This is a genomic window from Gulosibacter massiliensis (assembly GCF_900626105.1).
Taxonomy (GTDB): Bacteria; Actinomycetota; Actinomycetes; order Actinomycetales; family Microbacteriaceae; genus Gulosibacter; species Gulosibacter sediminis.
On record NZ_UYZX01000002.1, the window covers coordinates 608,079 to 628,793 of the forward strand.

General features: G+C 63.0%; 32 protein-coding genes and 1 tRNA gene. 29 read left to right on the plus strand and 4 right to left on the minus strand.

The window, feature by feature from the left end:
• Positions 1-150 precede the first annotated feature (150 nt).
• Together EJL01_RS12600 and EJL01_RS12605 are read left to right on the plus strand one after the other, a co-directional pair.
• Positions 151-570: a hypothetical protein gene (locus EJL01_RS12600; protein WP_125107967.1), complete on the plus strand. Its 420-nt coding sequence runs from the start codon at positions 151-153 to the stop codon at positions 568-570.
• A 3-nt stretch (positions 571-573) separates the two neighbouring features.
• Entirely contained in the window at positions 574-1,128 is a 555-nt protein-coding gene (locus tag EJL01_RS12605) for a hypothetical protein (protein ID WP_125107968.1), read from the plus strand.
• On the opposite strand, the gene EJL01_RS12610 is transcribed toward EJL01_RS12605, so the two are convergent.
• On the minus strand, positions 1,109-1,891 hold the full coding sequence (locus EJL01_RS12610) for an oxygen-dependent tRNA uridine(34) hydroxylase TrhO (RefSeq protein WP_241209225.1): 783 nt from the start codon (positions 1,889-1,891) through the stop codon (positions 1,109-1,111). The two genes, EJL01_RS12605 and EJL01_RS12610, sit on opposite strands and share 20 nt — an antisense overlap.
• Before the next feature lie 112 nt (positions 1,892-2,003).
• On the opposite strand from EJL01_RS12610, the gene EJL01_RS12615 reads away from it, so the two are divergent.
• From EJL01_RS12615 to EJL01_RS12625, 4 genes are all read left to right on the plus strand, one after another.
• Positions 2,004-3,314, plus strand: a complete 1,311-nt coding sequence (locus EJL01_RS12615; protein WP_125106411.1) for an ISL3 family transposase — start codon at positions 2,004-2,006, stop codon at positions 3,312-3,314.
• A gap of 215 nt (positions 3,315-3,529) precedes the next feature.
• Positions 3,530-3,961, plus strand: coding sequence for a hypothetical protein (locus tag EJL01_RS12620; protein ID WP_206427739.1), 432 nt, complete (start codon positions 3,530-3,532; stop codon positions 3,959-3,961).
• A 10-nt stretch (positions 3,962-3,971) separates the two neighbouring features.
• On the plus strand, positions 3,972-4,115 hold the full coding sequence (locus tag EJL01_RS13035; RefSeq protein ID WP_164509826.1) for a hypothetical protein: 144 nt from the start codon (positions 3,972-3,974) through the stop codon (positions 4,113-4,115).
• Between the two features lie 45 nt (positions 4,116-4,160).
• The gene (locus EJL01_RS12625) at positions 4,161-4,580 is read left to right on the plus strand and encodes a hypothetical protein (RefSeq protein WP_125107970.1); all 420 of its coding nucleotides are present in this window, start codon (positions 4,161-4,163) and stop codon (positions 4,578-4,580) included.
• On the opposite strand, the gene EJL01_RS12630 is transcribed toward EJL01_RS12625, so the two are convergent.
• The 3 genes from EJL01_RS12630 to EJL01_RS12640 all read right to left on the minus strand — a co-directional run bounded on the left by EJL01_RS12630 (position 4,573) and on the right by EJL01_RS12640 (position 5,706).
• Positions 4,573-4,648, minus strand: a tRNA-His gene (locus EJL01_RS12630). The two genes, EJL01_RS12625 and EJL01_RS12630, sit on opposite strands and share 8 nt — an antisense overlap.
• Positions 4,649-4,690: 42 nt before the next feature.
• Complete coding sequence (orn, locus tag EJL01_RS12635; RefSeq protein ID WP_125107971.1) at positions 4,691-5,329, minus strand: oligoribonuclease; 639 nt, start codon at positions 5,327-5,329, stop codon at positions 4,691-4,693.
• A 104-nt stretch (positions 5,330-5,433) separates the two neighbouring features.
• A complete protein-coding gene (locus tag EJL01_RS12640) occupies positions 5,434-5,706 on the minus strand; it encodes a helix-turn-helix domain-containing protein (protein WP_125107972.1) in 273 nt (90 codons plus the stop codon).
• Positions 5,707-5,842: 136 nt separating this feature from the next.
• Here EJL01_RS12640 and EJL01_RS12645 point away from each other — a divergent pair, with 136 nt between their 5' ends.
• The 23 genes from EJL01_RS12645 to EJL01_RS13050 all read left to right on the plus strand — a co-directional run bounded on the left by EJL01_RS12645 (position 5,843) and on the right by EJL01_RS13050 (position 20,690).
• On the plus strand, positions 5,843-6,043 hold the full coding sequence (locus EJL01_RS12645; RefSeq protein WP_125107973.1) for a helix-turn-helix domain-containing protein: 201 nt from the start codon (positions 5,843-5,845) through the stop codon (positions 6,041-6,043).
• A 558-nt stretch (positions 6,044-6,601) separates the two neighbouring features.
• Complete coding sequence (locus tag EJL01_RS13040; RefSeq protein ID WP_206427740.1) at positions 6,602-7,396, plus strand: phage antirepressor; 795 nt, start codon at positions 6,602-6,604, stop codon at positions 7,394-7,396.
• Positions 7,396-7,689 carry a hypothetical protein gene (locus EJL01_RS12655; RefSeq protein WP_125107974.1) on the plus strand — a complete coding sequence of 98 codons (294 nt, stop codon included), beginning with the start codon at positions 7,396-7,398 and terminating at the stop codon, positions 7,687-7,689. The genes EJL01_RS13040 and EJL01_RS12655 overlap by 1 nt, the downstream gene beginning before the upstream one ends.
• Before the next feature lie 530 nt (positions 7,690-8,219).
• Positions 8,220-9,500, plus strand: a complete 1,281-nt coding sequence (locus tag EJL01_RS12660; protein WP_125107975.1) for a helicase-related protein — start codon at positions 8,220-8,222, stop codon at positions 9,498-9,500.
• Positions 9,497-10,384, plus strand: a complete 888-nt coding sequence (locus EJL01_RS12665; protein WP_125107976.1) for a DNA-methyltransferase — start codon at positions 9,497-9,499, stop codon at positions 10,382-10,384. Before EJL01_RS12660 ends, EJL01_RS12665 begins: the two co-directional genes overlap by 4 nt.
• A gap of 2 nt (positions 10,385-10,386) precedes the next feature.
• Complete coding sequence (locus EJL01_RS12670; protein WP_125107977.1) at positions 10,387-10,746, plus strand: RusA family crossover junction endodeoxyribonuclease; 360 nt, start codon at positions 10,387-10,389, stop codon at positions 10,744-10,746.
• Positions 10,743-11,648 carry a YqaJ viral recombinase family protein gene (locus EJL01_RS12675; protein WP_241209230.1) on the plus strand — a complete coding sequence of 302 codons (906 nt, stop codon included), beginning with the start codon at positions 10,743-10,745 and terminating at the stop codon, positions 11,646-11,648. The genes EJL01_RS12670 and EJL01_RS12675 overlap by 4 nt, the downstream gene beginning before the upstream one ends.
• Entirely contained in the window at positions 11,648-12,238 is a 591-nt protein-coding gene (locus EJL01_RS12680; protein ID WP_125107979.1) for a hypothetical protein, read from the plus strand. Before EJL01_RS12675 ends, EJL01_RS12680 begins: the two co-directional genes overlap by 1 nt.
• On the plus strand, positions 12,235-12,606 hold the full coding sequence (locus tag EJL01_RS12685; RefSeq protein ID WP_125107980.1) for a hypothetical protein: 372 nt from the start codon (positions 12,235-12,237) through the stop codon (positions 12,604-12,606). Before EJL01_RS12680 ends, EJL01_RS12685 begins: the two co-directional genes overlap by 4 nt.
• A complete protein-coding gene (locus EJL01_RS12690; RefSeq protein ID WP_164509828.1) occupies positions 12,606-12,995 on the plus strand; it encodes an HNH endonuclease in 390 nt (129 codons plus the stop codon). The genes EJL01_RS12685 and EJL01_RS12690 overlap by 1 nt, the downstream gene beginning before the upstream one ends.
• Positions 12,996-13,005: 10 nt before the next feature.
• Complete coding sequence (locus EJL01_RS12695; protein ID WP_125107982.1) at positions 13,006-13,839, plus strand: hypothetical protein; 834 nt, start codon at positions 13,006-13,008, stop codon at positions 13,837-13,839.
• Positions 13,836-14,210: a hypothetical protein gene (locus EJL01_RS12700; protein WP_125107983.1), complete on the plus strand. Its 375-nt coding sequence runs from the start codon at positions 13,836-13,838 to the stop codon at positions 14,208-14,210. The genes EJL01_RS12695 and EJL01_RS12700 overlap by 4 nt, the downstream gene beginning before the upstream one ends.
• Before the next feature lie 202 nt (positions 14,211-14,412).
• A complete protein-coding gene (locus EJL01_RS12705) occupies positions 14,413-14,910 on the plus strand; it encodes a single-stranded DNA-binding protein (RefSeq protein ID WP_125107984.1) in 498 nt (165 codons plus the stop codon).
• Positions 14,910-15,032 (plus strand): hypothetical protein, encoded by a 123-nt coding sequence (locus EJL01_RS13390; RefSeq protein WP_284690530.1) that lies wholly within the window; start codon positions 14,910-14,912, stop codon positions 15,030-15,032. The genes EJL01_RS12705 and EJL01_RS13390 overlap by 1 nt, the downstream gene beginning before the upstream one ends.
• 261 nt (positions 15,033-15,293) lie before the next feature.
• Positions 15,294-15,623, plus strand: coding sequence for a hypothetical protein (locus EJL01_RS12710; protein ID WP_164509829.1), 330 nt, complete (start codon positions 15,294-15,296; stop codon positions 15,621-15,623).
• Positions 15,620-16,168: a hypothetical protein gene (locus tag EJL01_RS12715; RefSeq protein ID WP_125107986.1), complete on the plus strand. Its 549-nt coding sequence runs from the start codon at positions 15,620-15,622 to the stop codon at positions 16,166-16,168. The genes EJL01_RS12710 and EJL01_RS12715 overlap by 4 nt, the downstream gene beginning before the upstream one ends.
• Entirely contained in the window at positions 16,161-16,469 is a 309-nt protein-coding gene (locus EJL01_RS12720; protein WP_125107987.1) for a hypothetical protein, read from the plus strand. The genes EJL01_RS12715 and EJL01_RS12720 overlap by 8 nt, the downstream gene beginning before the upstream one ends.
• 99 nt (positions 16,470-16,568) lie before the next feature.
• Positions 16,569-17,024, plus strand: a complete 456-nt coding sequence (locus tag EJL01_RS12725; RefSeq protein ID WP_125107988.1) for a hypothetical protein — start codon at positions 16,569-16,571, stop codon at positions 17,022-17,024.
• Positions 17,005-17,331, plus strand: a complete 327-nt coding sequence (locus EJL01_RS13045; protein ID WP_164509830.1) for a hypothetical protein — start codon at positions 17,005-17,007, stop codon at positions 17,329-17,331. The genes EJL01_RS12725 and EJL01_RS13045 overlap by 20 nt, the downstream gene beginning before the upstream one ends.
• Before the next feature lie 503 nt (positions 17,332-17,834).
• A complete protein-coding gene (locus tag EJL01_RS12735; RefSeq protein ID WP_125107991.1) occupies positions 17,835-18,131 on the plus strand; it encodes a hypothetical protein in 297 nt (98 codons plus the stop codon).
• Complete coding sequence (locus EJL01_RS12740) at positions 18,128-18,889, plus strand: hypothetical protein (RefSeq protein WP_125107992.1); 762 nt, start codon at positions 18,128-18,130, stop codon at positions 18,887-18,889. The genes EJL01_RS12735 and EJL01_RS12740 overlap by 4 nt, the downstream gene beginning before the upstream one ends.
• Before the next feature lie 305 nt (positions 18,890-19,194).
• Positions 19,195-20,313, plus strand: a complete 1,119-nt coding sequence (locus EJL01_RS12745; RefSeq protein ID WP_125107993.1) for a metallophosphoesterase family protein — start codon at positions 19,195-19,197, stop codon at positions 20,311-20,313.
• 221 nt (positions 20,314-20,534) lie between these two features.
• The gene (locus EJL01_RS13050) at positions 20,535-20,690 is read left to right on the plus strand and encodes a hypothetical protein (RefSeq protein ID WP_164509831.1); all 156 of its coding nucleotides are present in this window, start codon (positions 20,535-20,537) and stop codon (positions 20,688-20,690) included.
• Positions 20,691-20,715 lie beyond the last annotated feature (25 nt).

Here is a 20,715-nt window from a genome sequence, read left to right on the forward strand (position 1 = left end):
TTCACCCAGCATCCTGCCCACTATGGAACAGTGGTGGCCATGGTTGGGGAGCAGCGAGTGATGCGGGGCGGGGTCGCGCTCACCGCGGCCGGCGTCACCGGAGCACCCTTGGCGGGGTGCACAGGTGATGGTGCGGGCAGTGTGGGGAGCGTGACCCCGAGTTACGCCGATGAGATTCACCCGGCGTTGACGACGGAATTGTGGACCGAGTACTCGGTGGGTGAGGACGAACGCGATGCGTTCGTCGACCGCTACACGTTTCGCGACTCGAGCGAGTTCATTGCCACCGAGGACGACGTCGCGAACCAGTGGGGCCCGTTGCCCGAACTCGATTTCGGCAGCACGGTCGCGGTGCTCGTGGTGCACGGCACGTGCCACCCGATGAAGGCGGAGTTCGCGACGTCGGGTGGTGGCGACCTCTTTCTCGAGTTTCGTCCGATCAACCTCGACAACAATTACGACTGCGGGGAAGACCCCCGCGAGGTCGTGTTGTATGAGTTTGCGCTCGACGATCTCGGTGTCGATGCAAGCACTGAGGTGAAGTTTGTGGCGGAAGAAGAAGAGGAGTAGCCGATGTCGCGTTCTCGCTGGTGGCAGACCGTCGCGGCGGCCCTTGCGGTGGGAATGCTCGCGGGCTGCGGCGCGGGCGGAGTGCCCGGGCCGAACCCGGCGCCGGGCCCCAGCGACGGTGCGACGACGCAGCTCACCGAACTCGACCCCGCATCCAAGAGCTACCTCTGGCAGCAGGATGTGGTGGCGGCGCGCAGCGAGTTCGATGCGCTCCTCGCCAACAATGACTTGCCACTGCTCTTCACCGACGAAGACGGGTGGGAGGCCTGGTGGTCGGATCTGCCGGAAGACCTCCGCGACGAGAGCCTGCAGACGCCAAACCCGGAGTTTGCGAGCGAAGTGCTCGTCATCGCAAACTTCGGTTCATGCCCGCCGCAGTCGCTGACGTTCGCGACCGACGGCGCGGGGCAAATCGCCTATGACCTCGTCACGAGCGAGTCGAGCGGCGACGGCCAGATGAACTGTGCATGGAGCCCGCAGGCCGTTTACGCCTATGAGTTCTCGCTCGACGACCTCGGTGCCGATTCGGTCGACGACGTCACTGTTTCGCCGCAGTAGCCGCGCACACGGGGTGGGTGGCCGAGCAGTTTTCGCACACTACGAGCCGCTGTTGGCAGGTGTCATCGGCGCAGTTCTGCAGGCGCGGGGTGGGGGAGTCACAGACGACGCAGCGGCCGATGACCTTGGCGTCGGGCGCGAAGTCGATGTATTGGCGGCCGTCGAACACGGTGAGTGAGCCCTCCCAGAGCCCGTCGTTGCCGAAGCACTCGCCGTAGCGAACGATGCCGCCGTCGAGCTGGTAGACCTCGTTGAAGCCGCGCTTGATCATCAGCGCCGAGAGCACCTCGCAGCGCACACCTCCGGTGCAGTAGGTAACGACGGGTTTGTCTTTCAGGTCGTCGTACTTGCCCGAGTCGAGCTCACGGATGAAGTCGTGCGTGGTCACCGTGTCGGGCACGATCGCATCTTTGAACCGGCCCACCGACGCTTCTGCCGCATTGCGGCCGTCGAAGAACACCGCATCCGGCTTCTGCTCGAGCAGCTCGTGAAGTTCGTCGGGCTTCAGGTGGGTGCCACCGCCGACCACACCGTCTTCGTTCACATCGAGTTCGCCGGGGGTACCGAACGACACGATCTCGGGCCGCACTCGCACGGTGAGGCGGGGGAAGTCGAGGCTGAAGCCCTCGTCGTCGAGGCCGGTGCCCTCCGACCACTTCATGTCGACATCCTTGAACGGCGCGTACTGCTTGAGCGCGCGCACGTACTTCTTGCACTCCACCACGTCGCCGCCGACGGTGCCGTTGATGCCATGCGGCGACACGGCTCTTCGCAGTTGAGGGTGTAGTCGAGGGGCGCCGGCTGGTTCGCGGATAGACGTCGAGGTCTTCCAGGATGGAAGTTCTCACACTCACCGTCCGCCGGAAGACCTCGACTTGCACCACCCTACGTTCGCGACCCCTGACCTCACCACGTTCTGCCGCCTCGACGAGCTCGGCCTCGAAGCCGTCGGACAGCTGCTCGAGCCCGACCGGGCAGTACTTGAGTGCCGCGTCGTCGACGACGATCCGTGGTGTCGGAAGTGCGGCGCTGAGGGTGTGCCGCGTGACACGGTGACCCGGCCGCTCGCGCACGAGCCGTTCGGGCATCGGCCGACGACGCTGCTGGTCCGCGTGCGCCGCTACCGGTGCGGACACTGCCGCCGAACGTGGCGGCAGGACACGACGAAGGCTGCGGCGCCGCGGGCGAAGATCTCCCGCGGCGGGATCGCGTGGGCACTCACCGCGATCGTGGTCGACCACCTCACCGTCACCCGAGCCGCAGCAGGCCTCGGGGTGTCCTGGCACACCGCGAACACCGCGATCCTCGCCGAGGGCAAGCGGCGGCTCATCGACGACCCGACCAGGTTCGACGGGGTGACCACGATCGGTGTCGACGAGCACGTCTGGCGACACACCCGCCTCGGCGACAAGTACGTGACGGTGATCATCGACCTCACCCCCGCGAGGAACAAGACGGGCCCGGCACGGCTGCTGGACATGGTCGAGGGCCGCTCGAAGCAGGTGTTCAAGCAGTGGCTCGCCGCCCGACCCAAGGACTGGTCGAAGGCGATCGAGGTGGTCGCGATGGACGGGTTCAGCGGCTTCAAGACCGCCGCGGCCGAGGAACTCCCCGACGCCGTCCCCGTCATGGACCCGTTCCACGTCGTCCGCCTCGCCGGCGACGCCCTGGACCGGACCCGGCAGCGCGTCCAGCAGGACACCCTCGGGCACCGCGGCCACGCCGGCGACCCGCTCTACGGTGTCCGCCGCATCCTTCACACCGGCGCGAGCTTCCTCACCGAGAAGCAGACCGCCCGCCTCGACGCGGTATTCGCCGTCGAGGAGCACATCGAGGTCGAAGCGACCTGGGGCATCTACCAGCGCATCGTCGCGGCCTACCGCGAACCCGACAAGAACAAGGCCAAGGAGATGATGCGCGCAGTGATCGACGCCGTCAGCAGCGGCGTCCCCGCCGCTCTCACCGAGATCCGCCGACTCGGGCGGACGTTGAAGCAGCGCGCCGCCGACGTGCTCGCGTTCTTCGAACGCCCCGGCACCTCGAACGGACCCACCGAAGCGATCAACGGGCGCCTCGAACACCTCCGCGGCTCGGCCCTGGGCTTCCGCAACCTGACTCACTACATCACACGGTCACTGCTCGAAGCCGGCGGCTTCAGACCACTCCTACACCCTCGATTGCGATGAGCCACATATCTTTACTCAAGTACTGGGGCTCTTGCGTTGCGCCGTAGAAGGAGGACAACAGGACCGTCTTCCCGCTTCCGCTCTCGCCAAAGACAGCGATCTGTTGTTCAAGCTCGTTGTTTACCTTCACTCTCACAGAGTATCGAAAGGACGCCCCAAGCGTTAGGAGTGGCAGGCACACCTGCTCTGCAACCTACCCTGCAGAAGAGGACATCATGCCTACGTTTTACGATCCCGGTGCCGATGCGGGTGAAGCCTACGAAGCACTGCGCGGGCTGGCCCATGCGAGCCGTCGGTTTGAGCATCCGAAGGACATGTATGGCGTTGTGGGTGATCTGCTTGGCGGGGTGCGAGCGCTGAGACAGGTGCTCGACCAGCTCGCCACTGCTCACGCTTCCAACAGACCTATGGCCTTCGACGACAGCGGCGTCCACTCTGCAGGATCCAAAGACGCACTGGCAGCAGCAGACGAGCTTCACCAGGCCGCAACGTTCATTGACCAGGCTGAAGAGCGACTGAACGCGGCGATGTCAGCAGCTGGCCGAATCTCGTGGCATTCCGAACCTTCCATTAGTCCGATACCAGTTCAACTGGGCCGCCCCCTTCATTCGGTCCGGTCGCTGTGCGAGTCGTCGGTTTCCAATTGAAAGGCAAGCCATGCTTATCGAAGATGTCGAGCGGCTCATCGAGAAGTGCTACGAGATGATCGAAGTGTCACCCGGCATGCGGCAAGACCTCGCCGGAAAGATCCACGCAGACTTCGACCTGCTCATGGCGAACGAGACAAAAGAACTCTCGTGACTCACAAGCGAACGGGAGCGGCTCAATGACGAACGGAAGAAGCTGTTGCAAGCTCACTATGCGGGTGCGGTACCGATCGACCTGTTGAAGCAGGAGCAGGATCGCATCGCGGATCAGATCGGAGACATTCAGCACCGAATCGAAGCGCACCACGATGAATATGCTTCAGCAAGGGCAAACCTCGATGACTCGCTCGGGCTGCTTGCCAACATCGTCAGCGTGTACGAGCGTGCTGATGACGCAAACCGGCGACTGTGCAACCAGGCGTTCTTCCACCGGATCTTCATCGAGGAAGACGGGGATGTCCGCGTCGAGTACGAGCGCCCTTTCGGTTCACTCTGCGATACCGAGGAGCAGATGAACGCTCTGAACTGGTCCGCTGAAGCGAAGAAGAAGGGAGAGGCGCAAACCGGACAAAGAGTGGAGACTCTCGTCGAGGGTTTGAACCTCTCCCATTTGGGGTGAGTAACGGGGCTTGAACCCGCGACCTCCTGGACCACAACCAAGCGCTCTACCAGCTGAGCTATACCCACCATGTCGCCGCACCGTTCGCGCGGCAACCACACGATCTTACATCACGATTCGAGCAGGGGCGAAAACTCGTCGACGATGTTCTTCGAGACCTGCTTGAGTGACTCGGTGTCGGGGCCCGGGGCTGACACGATCATGGCCTGGCGGTAGTACCGCAGCTCACGGATCGACTCGAGGATGTCGGCCGCCGCGCGGTGGCCGCCGTGCTTTTCGGGTGACTGGAAGTAGATGCGCGGGTACCAGCGGCGGGCGAGCTCCTTGAGCGTCGACACGTCGATGTTGCGGTAGTGCAGGTAGTTGTCGAGCTCGGGCATCTGCTTCGCGAGGAACATCCGGTCGGTGCCGATGGTGTTGCCCGCGAGGGGAGCCGTGCGCTCGCCCGGCACGAATTGCTTCACGTAGGCGAGCACCTGCCGCTGCGCCTCCTCGACGGTGACTCCGTTCGGGATCTCGTCGGCGAGGCCCGACGTCTTGTGCATGTTCGTGACGAACTCGCCCATGTTGTCCATCGCCGCTTGCGAGGGCTTGATCACGACGTCGAGGCCCTTGGCGTCGAGCACATTGAGCTCGGAGTCGGTGACGAACACCGCGATTTCGCAGAGCTCGTCGACACCGATGTCGAGCCCCGTCATTTCGCAGTCGATCCACACCATGTGGCCATTCTTGTCACTCGAGGCACTCATGCTGTTCATCGTAGTTCCGTGCGTGCCATCTCCGAGCCGGATGTGCATAACTCGCTAGACTGAACTGGTTGCCTCCGTAGCTCAGCGGATAGAGCAGGAGCCTTCTAATCTGAAAGCGGACGGTTCGCCGGGAATATTCCGGTTTCGAGCCACTGGAGCGGCACGCCGGTGCGTGCTGCCCATTCGCGCATGACGAGCTTTCCGGGCCGGGTGCGGCCGCTCGTGTAGTTGCCGACGGTGCGCAGCGAGCAGTCGACAGCTTCGGCGATTTCCGCAGTGGTGATGCCGCTGACATGGAGTGATTTGGCGAGGCGGTCGGCCAGCCCGAATTCAAGCGCGGCCTGGAGGTCGTCGTATGGCGTTGCTGTCGTTGTCATACCTACAGAATATGCGCAACGTGGCGCATTTGTAAAGTTTTTTATTTCCGTCTGATCTGCGAAAACGCGTAAAAGTACTTACACGGTTGTAGTTACCGGCTTGCGCCATGTTGCTTAATCGGCAAGACTTGCAGACATGGCAACGAAAACACCCCCGATCGGCAGCACCGAGGCAGCTGCCGAACTCGGAGTCTCCCGCTCCACCGTCAACAGGTGGGCAGACCTCGGCAAACTCGTCCCCGTCTTCAAGGGCGAGGGCACACGCGGCGCACGGTTCTTCAACCGCAGCGACATCGACCGCCTCAAGCGCGAACTCGAATCCAAGCGCGCCGCGTAGTCGCGGCCACATTCTTCCTCGCCCCGTCCGGCGGTGAGGTAACCCGGCGCCTCTAGCGCGCCCCGATCTATATAGCTCGCACCAGACGAAGACGCGACGCCCTCTCAGAGCATGGCGCCGTGGACGTAAGCACACCCACTGGGTGGCAGGTAGCGGAGAGCCCCGATGACGGCGCGAGCACACATATCCCCACCCCGGTAGGTCCCGGTGACTCGTGGGTAGAAACAACGTCCTTAACGAAGTGGCCCCGGCGCAGTGCAATGCGCCGGGGCCTTGAGAGATAGGAAGTCTCATGACGAATAGTAATGACCTCATTTGGGAAGAGCCAGGCGTCACCCCACCGTCAGCCCGGCGGGAGTGGCGAATCACACTCGACCAGTTGCGGGAACGCCCCGGTGTATGGGCGCTCGTCGCAACCGACGTCGCGACTTCCGCGGCGAACCAGATCAAGCGGGGGCGTCTCGGCGGCGCAGCACCGGGCGAGTTCGAGGCAACTCTTCGCGGAATTCGAAACGGCCGAGCAGACAAGCTTTACGCCCGCTACGTAGGAGGCGAGCAGTGAACGCCGTCATACCCTTCAACTTCCAAACCCACGAGGTTCGCGTCGTCACGATTGACGGTGAACCTCACTTCGTAGCGAAGGACGTCGCAATCGCCCTCGGCTACGCGAACCACTCAGAAGCGATCAGCCGCCACTGCCGTGGGGTCGCGAAACGCTACCCCATCCAAGACTCACTCGGACGGGGCCAGGATGCTCGCGTGATTGGTGAGGCCGACGTAATGCGCCTCATCGTGTCGAGCAAGCTCCCCGCCGCAGTCGAGTTCGAGCGCCGCGTGTTCGAAGACATCCTGCCGACGATCCGTAAGACCGGCAGCTACGGGCAGCAGCTCGCACTCACGGATGAAGAGATCGTCGCGCAGGCGCTCGCTATCACCTCGGCGAAGGTGAAGCAGCTCGAAGCGAAGGTCGAGGAGGATGCGCCGAAGGTCGAGTACGTCGACCAGTACGTCGCCCCGGACGACGACGTCGTGCAGTTCCGTATCGCCGCGCAGCAGCTCGGCATCGGCGAAGTCGCACTCCGCAAGCTCCTCTCGGATGCGAAGTGGGCGTACCGCGCGAACCTCGGCCGCCGCTGGTCGGAGAAGGAACAGCGGATGATCGACGTGTTCGAGTGGCGGGCGTACGCGCGTCACGCCGACAAGTTCCAGCTGCGGCCGCAGCACAATGCGCCCCGGCACCACAACGGGCAGGTTCGGCAGACGCTCTACATCAAGTCGGTCGCGTTGCCGAAGATCGCCGACCTCATTGAGTACGGCGACGACGATGAGCAGCTGATTGACGAGGTGGCGTAATGGCTGCTGCAAGGTTTTTCGCACGGCGAAGCAAGTTCGAGACGACACCGGTACTGGTGATTGTCGACCTGGGGGAGTCCGGGCGGCTCCGCTTCGACCTCACCACCACAACCGCGTTGAAGAAGATCACGCAACTCGAAGCGGCCCTCGATGACGGGTCGATGTGCTCCATCCAGTTCGAGAAACCAGACATGACGTTGAGGTTCTCGATGGTGCGCAGCAAGGCCCGGAAGTTGGCGGAGGACATTGCTGACCTCCTCGATGAGGTGGAGGCCACCAATGCGAGTGCTTGACGTGATCAGTCTCGACGGCGAATGGCCGAACCTCGGCCCTATCAGCGGCGACGGTCTTGCCCGCCTCTACCACCACGAATCCGACCTGTACAGGTCGATGACCACTGATTTTTGGGCGGCTATCGCCCGGAACGGAAACACTCATGAATGACAACGTGACGGCGCAGCTCGCGCAGTTTCAGCCGCGTGAGGATCGCGTGACCCTGTGGCGCATCCTGCAACTCGTGTTCGCCCCGCGGAGAGGACGGCACGCACGATGAAAACGCTCGACTTGCTCTGGGCACTCGGTGTCCCGATCGGTGTTTTCAGCATCGGCCTGATCGTCCTCTCCCAGAACCCGACTCACCCGGTCGGGTGGCTCGCCCTGATCGGCGCCGTCTGCATGCTCAGGGGAGACCGATGATCTGTCCACCAGACCACAAGCACGCGCAGACGCGCACCCGCCGGCAAGCGGTGGAGCGGGGCTATGCGCCGCCCGCGGCGTGGGACGACATCGATGACCCGGCGGAGGAATCGAAGGGAGTCGCAGCATGACATACGCAGACCTGATTGCACGGCGCGCGCGCCGTCAACAGCATCTCGGTCGCATCGTCGACCCGGAGTCACTACGCCCGTCCCTCGCAGAGTTCCAGCGGCACATCGTTACGTGGGCGTGCGAGGTAGGTAACCCTGCGATCTGGGCTGACACCGGCCTCGGCAAGACCCGCATGCAGATCGAATGGTGCCGTCTCATGGGCGACACGACGTTGATCGTGACACCGCTCGCGGTAGCAGAACAGACAGTGGAGGAGGCCGAAAAGATCGGCGTTACCGCGCGCTACATCCGATCGCATGCCGAGGTTACTGGACCCGGAGTGTACGTCACGAACATCGAGATGGTCGACGCAGTCGGCGCCAACTTCGACGCGGTCGCACTCGATGAGGCTTCGATCTTGAAACAGTCAGACGGCAAGACTCGAACGAAACTCATCGAGACGTTCGCAGGCGTGCCATACCGCTCGACATGGACGGCAACGCCGGCACCGAACGACCCCGAGGAGCTCACCAACCAGGCCGAGTTCCTCGGCCACTCCACACGAACGAATATGCTCGCCGCGTACTTCGTGCACGACCAGGACGGGTGGCGACTCAAGGGCCACGCATGGAACGCGATGATCACGTGGATGCAGTCGTGGGCGATCGCGGTTCGCCGCCCGTCTGATCTCGGGTTCGATGACACCGGCTACATCCTGCCGGGCCTGAATGTTGTGCCGGAGATTGTGCCGGTCGATGTTGAGCCCGCGGGGGATGAACTGTTCACTGTCACAGTCGGCGGTGTCGGCGCACGCGCCCGCATCCGCAAGGAAACCCTGGATGCGCGCGTGAATCGTGTCGTGGAACTCGTGGAGGCCGAACCAGACGAGCCATGGCTGCTCTGGTGTGGCCTGAACGACGAAGCCAACGAACTCGCAGCCCGCATCCCCGGAGCAGTGAACGTCCACGGCTCCATGACACCGGAAGAGAAAGCCTCGGCGCTCCTCGGATTCGCGCATGGAGACATTCAAGTCCTCATCACGAAACCGAAGATCGCCGGCATGGGCCTCAACTTCCAACGGTGCGCACGCATGGCATTCGTCGGCATCAACGACAGCTACGAGCAGTACTACCAGGCGATCCGCCGCTGCTACAGGTACGGACAGCAACGCGTCGTGAATGCGCACGTCGTCGTATCGGAATTGGAATCACAGATCGCGGACAACGTCGCGCGAAAAGAACACCAGGCCAATCGCATCGTCGAGGGCATGGTTACCGCTTCAAGGAGGGCGGCATGAACGACTACATCACTGGTGAAGAAACTGGCGAGAACTGGAGGTTCCTGCTCGGAGACTCCGGGGAACGCATTGACGATATCGAGACGGACAGCGTGCACCTGAGCGTGTATTCGCCGCCGTTCCAGTCGCTCTACACGTATTCGCCTTCGCCGCGAGACATGGGCAACAGTATCGACAGGGATGACTTTTTCGACCAGTACGGCTACATCATCCGCGGCAATCTCAGAATCACCGTGCCGGGCGGTCTCGCATGCGTGCACGTACAGCAGACGACGACGACGAAGGCGACTCACGGGGTTATCGGCATGACCGACTTCCGCGGTGATGTGATCCGCGCCTACCAGGCCGCGGGCTGGATCTACTACGGCGAAGTGACGGTGGACAAAGACCCGCAGGCGCAGGCGATCCGCACGAAGGCGCAAGCGCTCATGTTTGTGACGAAAAACAAGGACTCGTCGAAGTCACGGCCCGCGCTTGCGGACTACTTGCTGATTTTCAAGAAGCCGGGGGAGCGATCGGAGCCGATCAAGAACGACGTCACGAATGAGGAATGGATCGAGTGGGCGCGCCCGGTCTGGTACGGCATCCAGGAGTCCAACACTCTCAACGCTCGGATTGCTCGCGAGAACGACGATGAACGGCATTTGACTCCGCTGCAACTCGACTTCATTGAGCGGTGCGTCCGCCTCTATTCCAACCCTGGCGACACCGTGTTCACCGCGTTCGGTGGTGTCGGGTCGGAGTTGTATACGGCGGTGAAGTGCGGTCGTAAGGCGCTCGGCATCGAGTTGAAGGCGTCGTACTGGCAGACCGGAGTCCGGTACCTCCGCGAGTTGGAGGAGTCACAACGGCAGCCGACGCTCATGGACGGGCTATTCGCGTGACCGTGGTGCTCGTGCTGCCGTGGTCGGATCCGCCGATCCGAGAGAACGACCGCGACCACTGGCGGCAGAAAGCGGAGCGGACGAAAGCGGTGCGTGCCGCGACCGGTGTGCTCGCACGCAACCAACGCGTGCAACGCATGGCACGCGCCGAAATCCGGCTCGTGTGGACCGTCACCGACCGTCGCCGGCGTGACTCGGCGGCACCGAACCCGACGCTGAAGGCCGCGGTGGATGGGCTCGTGGACGCGGATGTGCTCGCTGATGACCATCACCTGATCGTGCCGCGCATGTGGTGCGAGATCGAGCACGGCCCGACGAAGGGCGTGCGCATCGAAATAACGGAACTTGGAGACGAAGAATGAACGTCCTAGAAGAACTCGCGACCCGTGAGGTCGCGGACGAGAGCGAAGACCGTGAAGGGTGGCTCGAGGCGCGCCGCGCAGGAATCACGGCAACTCAGGTCGCAAAGCTCGCCGCGTCACCGGCGTACGCGCTGGAACTACGTCGAGAGAAGTCGACCGGCGTGCAATCCTTCACCGGAAACGCTGCAACCGAGTGGGGGAAGCGGCGGGAACCGATCATCGCCGAATGGTATTCGGGTTCAGGGTTGGAGCCCACCTCGAAGCTGTACCGCTCGAAGGACGATGCTCGGTTTCTCGCGTCGCCCGACATGATCGGTGAGGACTTCAGCGAGAACCTATTCCTGGGAGAAATCAAAACCTCGAAACACAACCTCGCACCCGAAGGCGAGAAGTTCCGGGCGACGACCTACATGGACCAGATGCAGTGGCAAATGTTCGTCACGGGCGCGACGTGGTGTTCGTTCATCTGGGAACAGCACGACGACGTTTGGGCCGAGCAGTCGGATGGCTCGTTCGAGCCGACGCCGCGCGTCACCAGGACGGCGACCATCGAGCGCGACGATGACCGGATCGAGCACCTCGTCGGTGTGGCAGAGCGGTTCCTGACCGCCGATGTGGTGGTCGCGGGCACGGAAGCGTGGATCGCTGAGCATGTCTCGGCAGAGGCCGCCGAAAAGGAAGCGAAGGAACGAGTCGCCAAGGCGAAGGCAGCCCTGCGTGAGTTGTTCCCCGAAGGAGGCGCTGTCGAGACTCCGGCGGGCCGCGTGTCTGTATCGGTGCCGAAGTCGTCGCTGCGGTTCGACCAGGCCAAGTTCAAGTCCGAGCACGGCGATCTGTACAAGAAATTTCAGGTGGAAGGCGAGCCGGGTAAGGCGCGCGTCACTGTGACGGGAGTGAAGTAATGGGCAAGTGGGATAAGGGGCCACTCGACTACATCGATGTCGCGGCCCGCATCGTGGAGTTCCGATCGAAGCACCCCGAGGGGTCACTGTCGAGCATCGCACCGAATGGCGAGGTGCAGCGGCCGGTCGTGATGGAGATCGCGGGGGCAACGTTCCTCGCGTATTGCGCGTTCGCGTACCGATCGCCGGAGGATCGAAACCCTGGCGTCGGCTGGGCGTACGAGCCAGTTCCAGGCAAGACGAACTTCACCCGCGACTCCGAGCTGCAGAACGCGGAGACGGCGGCGTGGGGGCGCGCGATGGTCGCTGCGCTCGCCGTGGACACGAAGAAGGGCGTCGCATCTGCGGAGGAAGTTCGGAACCGGCAGACGGTCGGGAATGAGGCCGACGGTCAGCAGCCACGCGCGACACCTGAGCAGTGGCTCGCGGTCACCGAGGGCATCGCGAAGGCGAAGGATCTGGACTCACTGAAAAAGGTGTGGGAGGCCGCGCAGGCAGGCGAGTACTCGCATAAGTGGGGACCCGATGGCAGGTCAGTGTCGCAGGCCGTGAATGAAGCCAAGAAGGCGTTCAAGGTGGCCGACCAATGACCACGCAAGGGCAGGTGCTCACAGCCTGGGATAAGGCCGCTGATGACTTTAAGGAAGCGTGCATGCAGGAGGCCCGCGCTGATGTGGCGTGGACGAAGTTCGCGGCGAAGCGTCGGATCGAGCTGCGTGAGGAGGCGGATCGCGTGGGCCGGAAGGTCACGATCCCTGACTTGGAGGCGGAGATCGTGAATGACGACGTTGACGGGCTGCTGCTGGAGAAGGTGTTGTCAGCGGCGGTCGTGACGGGCTTGCGGAAGCGTCTTGACGTGTTTGAGGCGCAGGCGGGCGCGGCGCGGTCGGAGTTCGCTGCGGATCGTGCTCGCGAGAAGGCGTGGATGGCGTCGCCGTCAGTGCCGGGGGTGCGGTAATGGCAATCCCGAAGAAGGTGCGTGACCTCGTTCTTGAGCGTGATGACTGGTCGTGTGTGCTCGGACTGCCTGGATGCCAGAAGCGGGCACAGTATTGCGATCATCGCGCGAATCGAGGCATGGGCGGGTCGAAGGCGCTCGATGTGCCGTCGAATCTCGTCGCGACGTGTGGGCCGTGCAACGGACGCAAGGAGGACGCGCATGGAGGGTACCGGGTCGAGTTGGTGCATCGCGGTTTGCGGTTACGGAACGGGGCGTGGCCGGCGGACACGATCGAGCTCGCGGAGCGCACCCCGGTCGGCTACCCGGATGGTTCGTGGTGGCTGCTCGATCGGGCAGGTGGCCGCTCCCTCGTGGAGTCGGCACCGAACGTCGACGAACACGAATAGGAGGTGTGGCGTGCGTATCCGAAGCATTAAGCCGGAGTTCTGGCGGTCGTCGGATGTGTCGTCGCTGGATATCGAAGATCGGCTATTGTTCATCGGCCTTTGGTCGTACGTCGATGACAACGGCATCGGGCTCGACAAGCTCGCAGCGATCGCGGCTGATCTGTTCGCTGACGACATCGCGGCGGATGCTAGCGAGACATTCGCGAGAGTGTCGCGAGGGCTCGCGAGGCTTTCCGAAGCCGGTCGCATCATTCGCTACAGGGTCGAGAGCGTCGACTATCTGGAGATCGTCAACTGGACGAAGCATCAGCGCATCGACAAGCCCGGAAAGCCTCGATACCCGCGTCATGACGCGGCAGACGCCAGCATTCGCGAGAGTGTCGCGAATGCTCGCGAGAGTGTCGCGCCTGGAACAGGGGAACAGAGGAACAGGGGAACAGAGGAACAGGGGAACAGAGGAACAGATTCAACGTCGGAGATCGCTGACGCGATCCGACCCGACGTGAAATATCTCCTCGATCTGCTCGACGATGAGATCGTCGCCAACGGCGGCAAGCCCTCGGGCTCGACGAAACGCAACCAGGACGCCATGCGTCTACTCCTCTATCGCGATGGCAAGACCATTGAGCAAGTAGAGGCCTGCATCCGCTGGTGCCAGGCAGACGAGTTCTGGCGATCCAACATCCTCTCCGCGTCGAAGCTGCGCGAGAAATACCAGCAGTTGCAGTTGCAGGCGCAACGCAAGAGCACGCATCGGCTGACGCCGACCGAGCGGGCTGCCCAAACCATGGCTATTGGCAGATCGCCGTTGGCGACCGATCTTGATTTGAAGGAGATCGCATGAACCTGCAAGAGACAGCGCAGGTGCTCGCGAAGATTCAGCTCGGCGATAACCGGCAGGTCGATGAACTCACCGTCAGAGAGTGGCACGACTCGATCGGGCATCTCGCCGTGCATGAAGCGATCGAAGCCGTGCGTATGCATCGGCGTGAATCGCTCAACTACCTGATGCCAGCGCACGTGATCGCGAATGTGCATCGAGTGCGTGACCGGATCGCGGCCGAGTCCCGGAAGGACCGGCAGGTGGAATCGCGGCGGCAAGACCTCGAGCTGCGGGCACGGCAGCGATCTCGCGAGGACGTGTGGCGCGACATGCTCGCGGACCCGCACGAGTCGGAGCGCACGAAGGCGTGGATCAGGGAGCAACTCCAATGATCGAGATCCCGCGGTCGACGCCGCAGGGCCGTAACGGGTCGTGGTCTGTTCAGGTCGACGTACTCGCCCGCCACCTGAACGTGGTTCCCAGGTTGCCTATCGAGCAGGCAGCTCGCCGGTATCCCGGCATCCCCATGGAAGTTCTTGAACACATTTACGCCGAACGGAAGCGTCGGCGAAACCTATTGAAGGAGGCCAGCTAATGGCAAATGACACTCAGATCACGATTATCGGCAACCTGACCGCCGACCCCGACTTGCGTTATACCCAGGGCGGCGACGCCGTCGCGAACTTCACGATCGCGTCGACGCCGTCGAAGTTCGACAAACAGACGAACAAGTTTGAGGACGGCGAGGCACTGTTCCTGCGCTGCTCGATCTGGCGCGACTACGCCGAGCATGTCGCCTCGTCGATGTCGAAGGGCATGCGCGTGATCGCGCAGGGCAACCTCGTGCAGCGCTCGTACGAGACCAAGGAGGGCGAGAAGCGCACCTCGATCGAGCTGCAGGTCACCGAGATCGGGCCCTCGCTGCGCTACGCGATAGCGCAGGTGACGCGCCAGCAGCGGCAGGACGGCGCTCAGGGCGGCCAGCAGGGAGGTTGGCCTACTGGTGGTGCCTCGCAGGGTTCTCGCCCGTCTGGCGGCCAGCAGACGCCTTCGCAGGCGCAGGGCCGATACGACGAGGAGCCGCCGTTCTGATGGGCGAGCGTGAGCAGCGCATCAAGGCGCTCGAGCAGGCCATGGTCGCGATCGCGACCGGTGCCGACATGGACCTCACCGACCTCCACGCCGACGGCTACCTCCAGGAGACCGACGCATGAGCGCGAATGGTGGCTTGTACGCCCCGCCGACCCGACCCAGGGAACCCCGCACGAAACCGTGTTGCACGGCCTGCCAACGCGGCACCAGGGCGTTGCCTGGCGGGTGTGGACGCCCGGCCTGCAAATGCCACAGAAAGGACGAGAAGTGACTGCTGTGTACGACAAGGGAACTGACAACCAAGTGATGCCGGTCACGGACGTGTACGCGGTCACGAACAGTTGGCAGGCGCACCAGGCGTGCGATGCCGACGACCGCACCAAATGGGAACACCGCCGGGAGTTGGCGGCGCGACTCGAAGTGAGGGCGGCGTGATGGATGTGTGGGATGCCGCCGACGCGGCGAACGACCAACGGTGGATCGACGCCGTGATCTACGAACAACAACTACGGAAGGACGCCGACATGAGCGAGGCACCGATTAGCAACTACCGGCTTGAGCGGCTGCTGGACGCCGAGAACTTTGCAGAGTTCGTCGGCGAGAAGCTGCGCGGCTACGACGACGGCGAGGGCGATATGGCGCATGACGTGCTCGCCGTCATTCAGACCGAGTACCTGAAGTTCTGGGTCCTCCCGGAAGGAGACGACGAGTGAGTGACGTTTTTACGGCCAGCAACGGCACCAAGATCGAGACCTCCGAAAAATATGGTGGGCTCGAGGTGACGAGTAGCGAGGACTTCGACTACCTGCTCCAGAAGCATGTGGACGCGCTGCGCGAGTGGTTCCGGGCAGAGCGTGACGAGGAGCTGGGAAGGTGGCGCGACCCGGAGAGCCCGGACTGGGTTGTCTATCCGATGAACTGCTACGAGGACGTGCGCTATATCCGCGTGATGAATGAACGGGACGGGCGAAAGTTCATCATCAGAGAGAACGAGTTGATTACCGGCGCATCCTTTCACGAGGTCGCGGGTCGTTGGTTCGCTGCGCATCCTGTCCGTAAGCCGTGGCATGACGCGCGGCCGGGCGAGGCTTGGGTGATCACGATCGACGGCTACGAGTGGGCTGTCGTCATGGTTCGATCAGAATCCTCTGGCAACGGCCTCTTCGCATCGGGCGACGAAGCGATCAGTATAACGAGCCCGCGCATCACGGCTGGGCGTCGTGTCTGGGCACCAGATGAGGGAGACGACGATGAGTAGCAAGATCAGTGACGAACGGCTCGCAGAGTTGATCGAGTTCCACAAGGAAAATCTGCGAGGAACGATGCCCAAAGAGGTAAGTGACTACTACTCGGATGAGGTCTCAGCGCTGACCGAGCTTGCCGAGTATCGGGCACGCGAAGCCGCGAGCACATCGCAGTACGGCTATCGAGAGCCTGAGTACGGCACGGTGTGGGTGCCGTGCGAGACGGCGGAGGAGGCTGCTACGTACGGACAACCAGGCGACGCCCTCGTGCGTCGCAGGGTCGGCCCGTGGGAGTCGGTGAGCGACGATGAGTGAGTCCACGAGTCTGCGTGAAGCAATCGCGCTCGGAGTACCGAATCGACGCTCGTGCCGCGTTTACGGCAGCGTTCGCGGCAGTGTTCGGAGGTGAGCAGGATGAGTGAGCACATCATCACGATTACCCGTGACGAGCGGATGCTCGCGCGTTTGGCGGAATATCGCCCGGTCACTGAGCAGGATCGCGCCGACTGCTACGCGGTTCATGTCGAATGTACTGTCGTGGGCGGTTGTGGTGGCTGGCAGGAGTGCTGGGAGCCGCATGAGGTTGACGGGGTGAGCGCAGATGACGGCCCGTACGACTGCGAGGAGGGCGTGCCGTGGGAGGGCTGCGACGAGTTCGAGTTCCACGGTGTTTCGCATGAGTGGCGGTGGGGGTACGGGTGGACGGTCAAGTTCCACGGTTGCTCGCTCGCGCTCACTGAGGTCGAGCTACCTGACGGCATCGACACGACTCGTGACGGCAAATGGCGGGTCGAAGACGACTGGGATGACACGGACTGCTACCTGAATCTGATCGGAGAGGACAAGGCAAGTGACCGAGAAACTGAGTGAGTCAAGTCTGCGGGAAGCAGTCGCGCGAGCGCTGCACCGGCAAGCGACTGACGACGGTGAGGTGCATGAGCTGTGGGGCGGCGTCGCCGAGCACGAGGAAGAAGTGGTGGAGTGGCTTCCGTTCGCTGACGCGGTGCTTGCGGTGCTCGCTGACCCGCCCGCAGACGTGCTTGATCGGGCGACCGTGGCTCTCGCGGAGTGGGATGGTGTCGATGCGGCGGTCGCGTCGGGCACGGTAACGCAGGACGGGTACCGCAACGGCGCGCGCCGTGCTCTTGAGGCAGCGTTCGGGGGTGAGCAGGCATGAACGCATGGCCGACGACAGAGGAAGTTCGGGCGACGTTCACGGCATCGGATCGGCTCGCGTTCAACCGCTGGTTAGATGACCATGAAGCCAAGGTGCGTGCTGAGGCGCTACAGGAGGCGGCAGACCGGATAGAACCCGCGCCCGTAAAGCCGGAGAACCCCTACAGCTACGACCCGTGGGAAGACGAGTCTGTTGACCCTGACAATATGTCCGAGGTGGTCCGTGCTGCGGCCAGTCGCGGGTGGGAGAGCGGTTCATACGCAGCTACGGTTAGCGCCCACATGATTCTCACGTCGATGGTCGCTGTTACTCGGGGTGAGGCGTCGTGACTCGGGCGAGAGCAGGCGGCACCGGCGAAGAGAGGTTCGGGGATTGGCAGCGGGCGCTTGTCCACAAGGCATCGATTGGCGGCTGGTTCGGGTGCAGGGCACGGGAGCACCACACCGAGCTGTTCGACACCTGGGCCGAAGCGCTCGCGTACGCACTAGGAGAGGACGAGACAGATGACCGAGAAACTGAGTGACGAACGGCTCGCGGAACTGCGGGCGATGCAGCAGAAGCGGATCGAGGGCCGGGGTGGCGTGCCCGAGGTTCGTGATCTGTTGAAAGCGTTGGACGAGCTGACGGAGCATCGCACTTGCACGGCACAGCGAGCGCGAGCATTGCAGGCTGAGGGCAAACTTAACCGGATCCGCGACTACCTGACAACGCAGGAAGCCGAACGCGAAACCTACTGGCCGCCTGACGCGTGGGTGCTGTCCGGGATCGTTATCGCGATCCTCGACGGGAGCGACACATGACCGACTACCGGCAGATCATCCGAGAGCTACCCGAGCTCGCGGCACAGTTGGCCGGCGCGATCATCCCGTCGACCGTGCCGCCGGACGGGATGCCGAGAGGTACGGAGAAAGGTGACGCGGCCCGCACGTCCGCTATCGACGACCTCGACAAACTCATGTCCGAACTCGCGGGGAGCGTGAGGTTCTGGCAGCACGCCTTCAGTGACGGCATCGACCTCCCCATCATCCCCGAGCAGGTCGAGCACATCGCGGGCAGGCAGACCGCCGCCGTCGTGTCGGACGACCCGATGAGAGCTGCAGCAGACGCGCAGGTCATCACGTCATGGCTATTGCAGGCATGGGATGACGTAGAGGGACACCCGATGCACGAGTGGTGGCGCGAATCCCTAGACGATTGGATCGTGCCGATGGTGCGCAGGCTCGAGGTGCGCAAGATCAGGCAGCGCCCGAGACGGTGCGTGAACTGCTCCGCGCTCGACGTGTGGGCCGACCTCGAGCACACCAGCGCCCTCTGCGCAGCCTGCGGTGAAGTCATGCGCGCCGAAGTATGGCTCACCGTACCGCAAGTCGCGAAACAGCTCGGTGTCGCACCATCCACAGTCCGTGGCTGGCTCACCACTACCAACCAAATCAACGTCAGAGGGGAAGGACGGGCGAGGGAACTCGAACTCAGTTCATGCCGACACGAAATGGAATTACGTCTCGCACGAGAACTCGCAGGAATCGCAACCCCTCAACGCTCGCATAGTGTAGGATGACCATAGGTCAGCAGTGCGTAAACGCTGAGACTGAAGCCCCCGGCCATTGTGTCGGGGGTTTCGTCGTTTCCAAGGGGGGAACACATTGTCACTCTTTGATGATCTGCAGGACATTCCCGTCGTACGCACCGGGTATCGGCCCAGAGCAGATATTTGGCTTGAATCCCTGAACGATGAAGACCGTGCAGCGATGCATGACGCACTAATGAACCCGGCGTGGCCGACGCTCCGGCTCGTGAAGGTCGCACACAAGCACGGCCTCAGGCTGAGCGACAGCACCTTCGGTAAGTGGAGGCGGGCGTACGTTGAGTCTCACGGATGACCTGCAGGAGCCGGCACGGGCAGAGTTCGGTACAGAAGGCGGCAGCTTCGATGGCGTGACCTCGACGTCGCCGATCACGGACTGGGACGACTTCATTCAACGGTTCGGCCTCGACCCTCAGAGTTTCGAGGTTGTGGAGGACACTGTCCGGTGTTCGACGTGGCAGCAGTCACGGCGTACCGAGTCCGGTGATCGCGACGTCGTCAACCTGTACTCCTACCGTGGTCAGATTCGCCGCAAACGTGACGCGCTCGACATCCCCGCACTGTGGGAGCAAGCACGCAAGAAACCCCGCCAGATCCGCAAGAAACACCTGTCAGGCCGCGTCATGGTGGTTGCGTTGGCGGATGTGCAGATCGGGAAGACCGACCTACGAGGCGGAACACCCGAGTTGATCGACCGCGTCACCGAGAAACTCGAGAAGCTCGACCAACTCCTGTTCACGAAAGCGCCCTCGAGCATCGTCCTCGCCGACGTCGGAGACCTCATCGAAGGCTTCGAGTCCGGCGGTGACCCGCACCGCACGAACGACCTGAGCCATCCGGAACAGATCGAGCTCGCGGCGACCATCCTCCACAGATTCGTGACCGTATGCGCGGAGCATGCACCCACCACTGTGGTGTCGATCCCGTCGAATCACACGAAGTGGCGCAAAGGCAAACAGTCACTCGGCCGGCCCACGGACGACTACGCCATCTCGATCCACAAGACCGTGCAACGGTTCACACCGAGCGCGACATGGATCTACCCCGCGACAGAGTTCGACGAGTTCGTCACCCTCGACGTCGACGGCACCACGCTCGCAGTCACCCACGGACACCAATACCCGCCAGGCGCAGCATTCAAATGGTGGGCCGGGATGCAGCACGCCGGCACCGCACTCGCGAAAGCCACCGTCCTCCTCACCGGCCACTACCACGCGGCACGCATCGAGACCGACGGCAGGGACATGCAGGGCCGCCCAAGATGGTGGATACAAGCCCCAACCCTGGACAACGGCTCAGCCTGGTATCGCAACACGGGTGGAGGCGACAGCGACCCCGGCCTGCTCACGTTCGAACTGCAGGACGGTCTCGACCTCGCCAGCCTCAACATTCTATAGACCTGCCACCCTCGATGTGGCGGAGACCCTACGGGGTCAGACAACACCCGTGCCAACGCGCCCGGGGCAACCACATCGTTGCAATAGGTAGCCCTGGCCGGGAGGCGCGCATATCCCGGCACACACAGACTTCCTAGACCGCCCTCGACTGGCCCCGACCAAACCCACGCAGGAAGCGCCGGGCGAGCCAGCGAGGGCACACCACGCACAGGAGGCACGGCATGACTCCCCTCGATCTTCTCCTGTGGGCACTCGCGGTCCTCGCAGTCGTGGTCACGGTCACGCTCAGCACAGTCATCATCTGGGCAACCATCAGCGCAATGCGGGGCAAAGGCAAACGCAACCAGACGCTGTTCGACAGCAACTCGGACCGATAATGAACTACCGGCGTCGGGTATATTC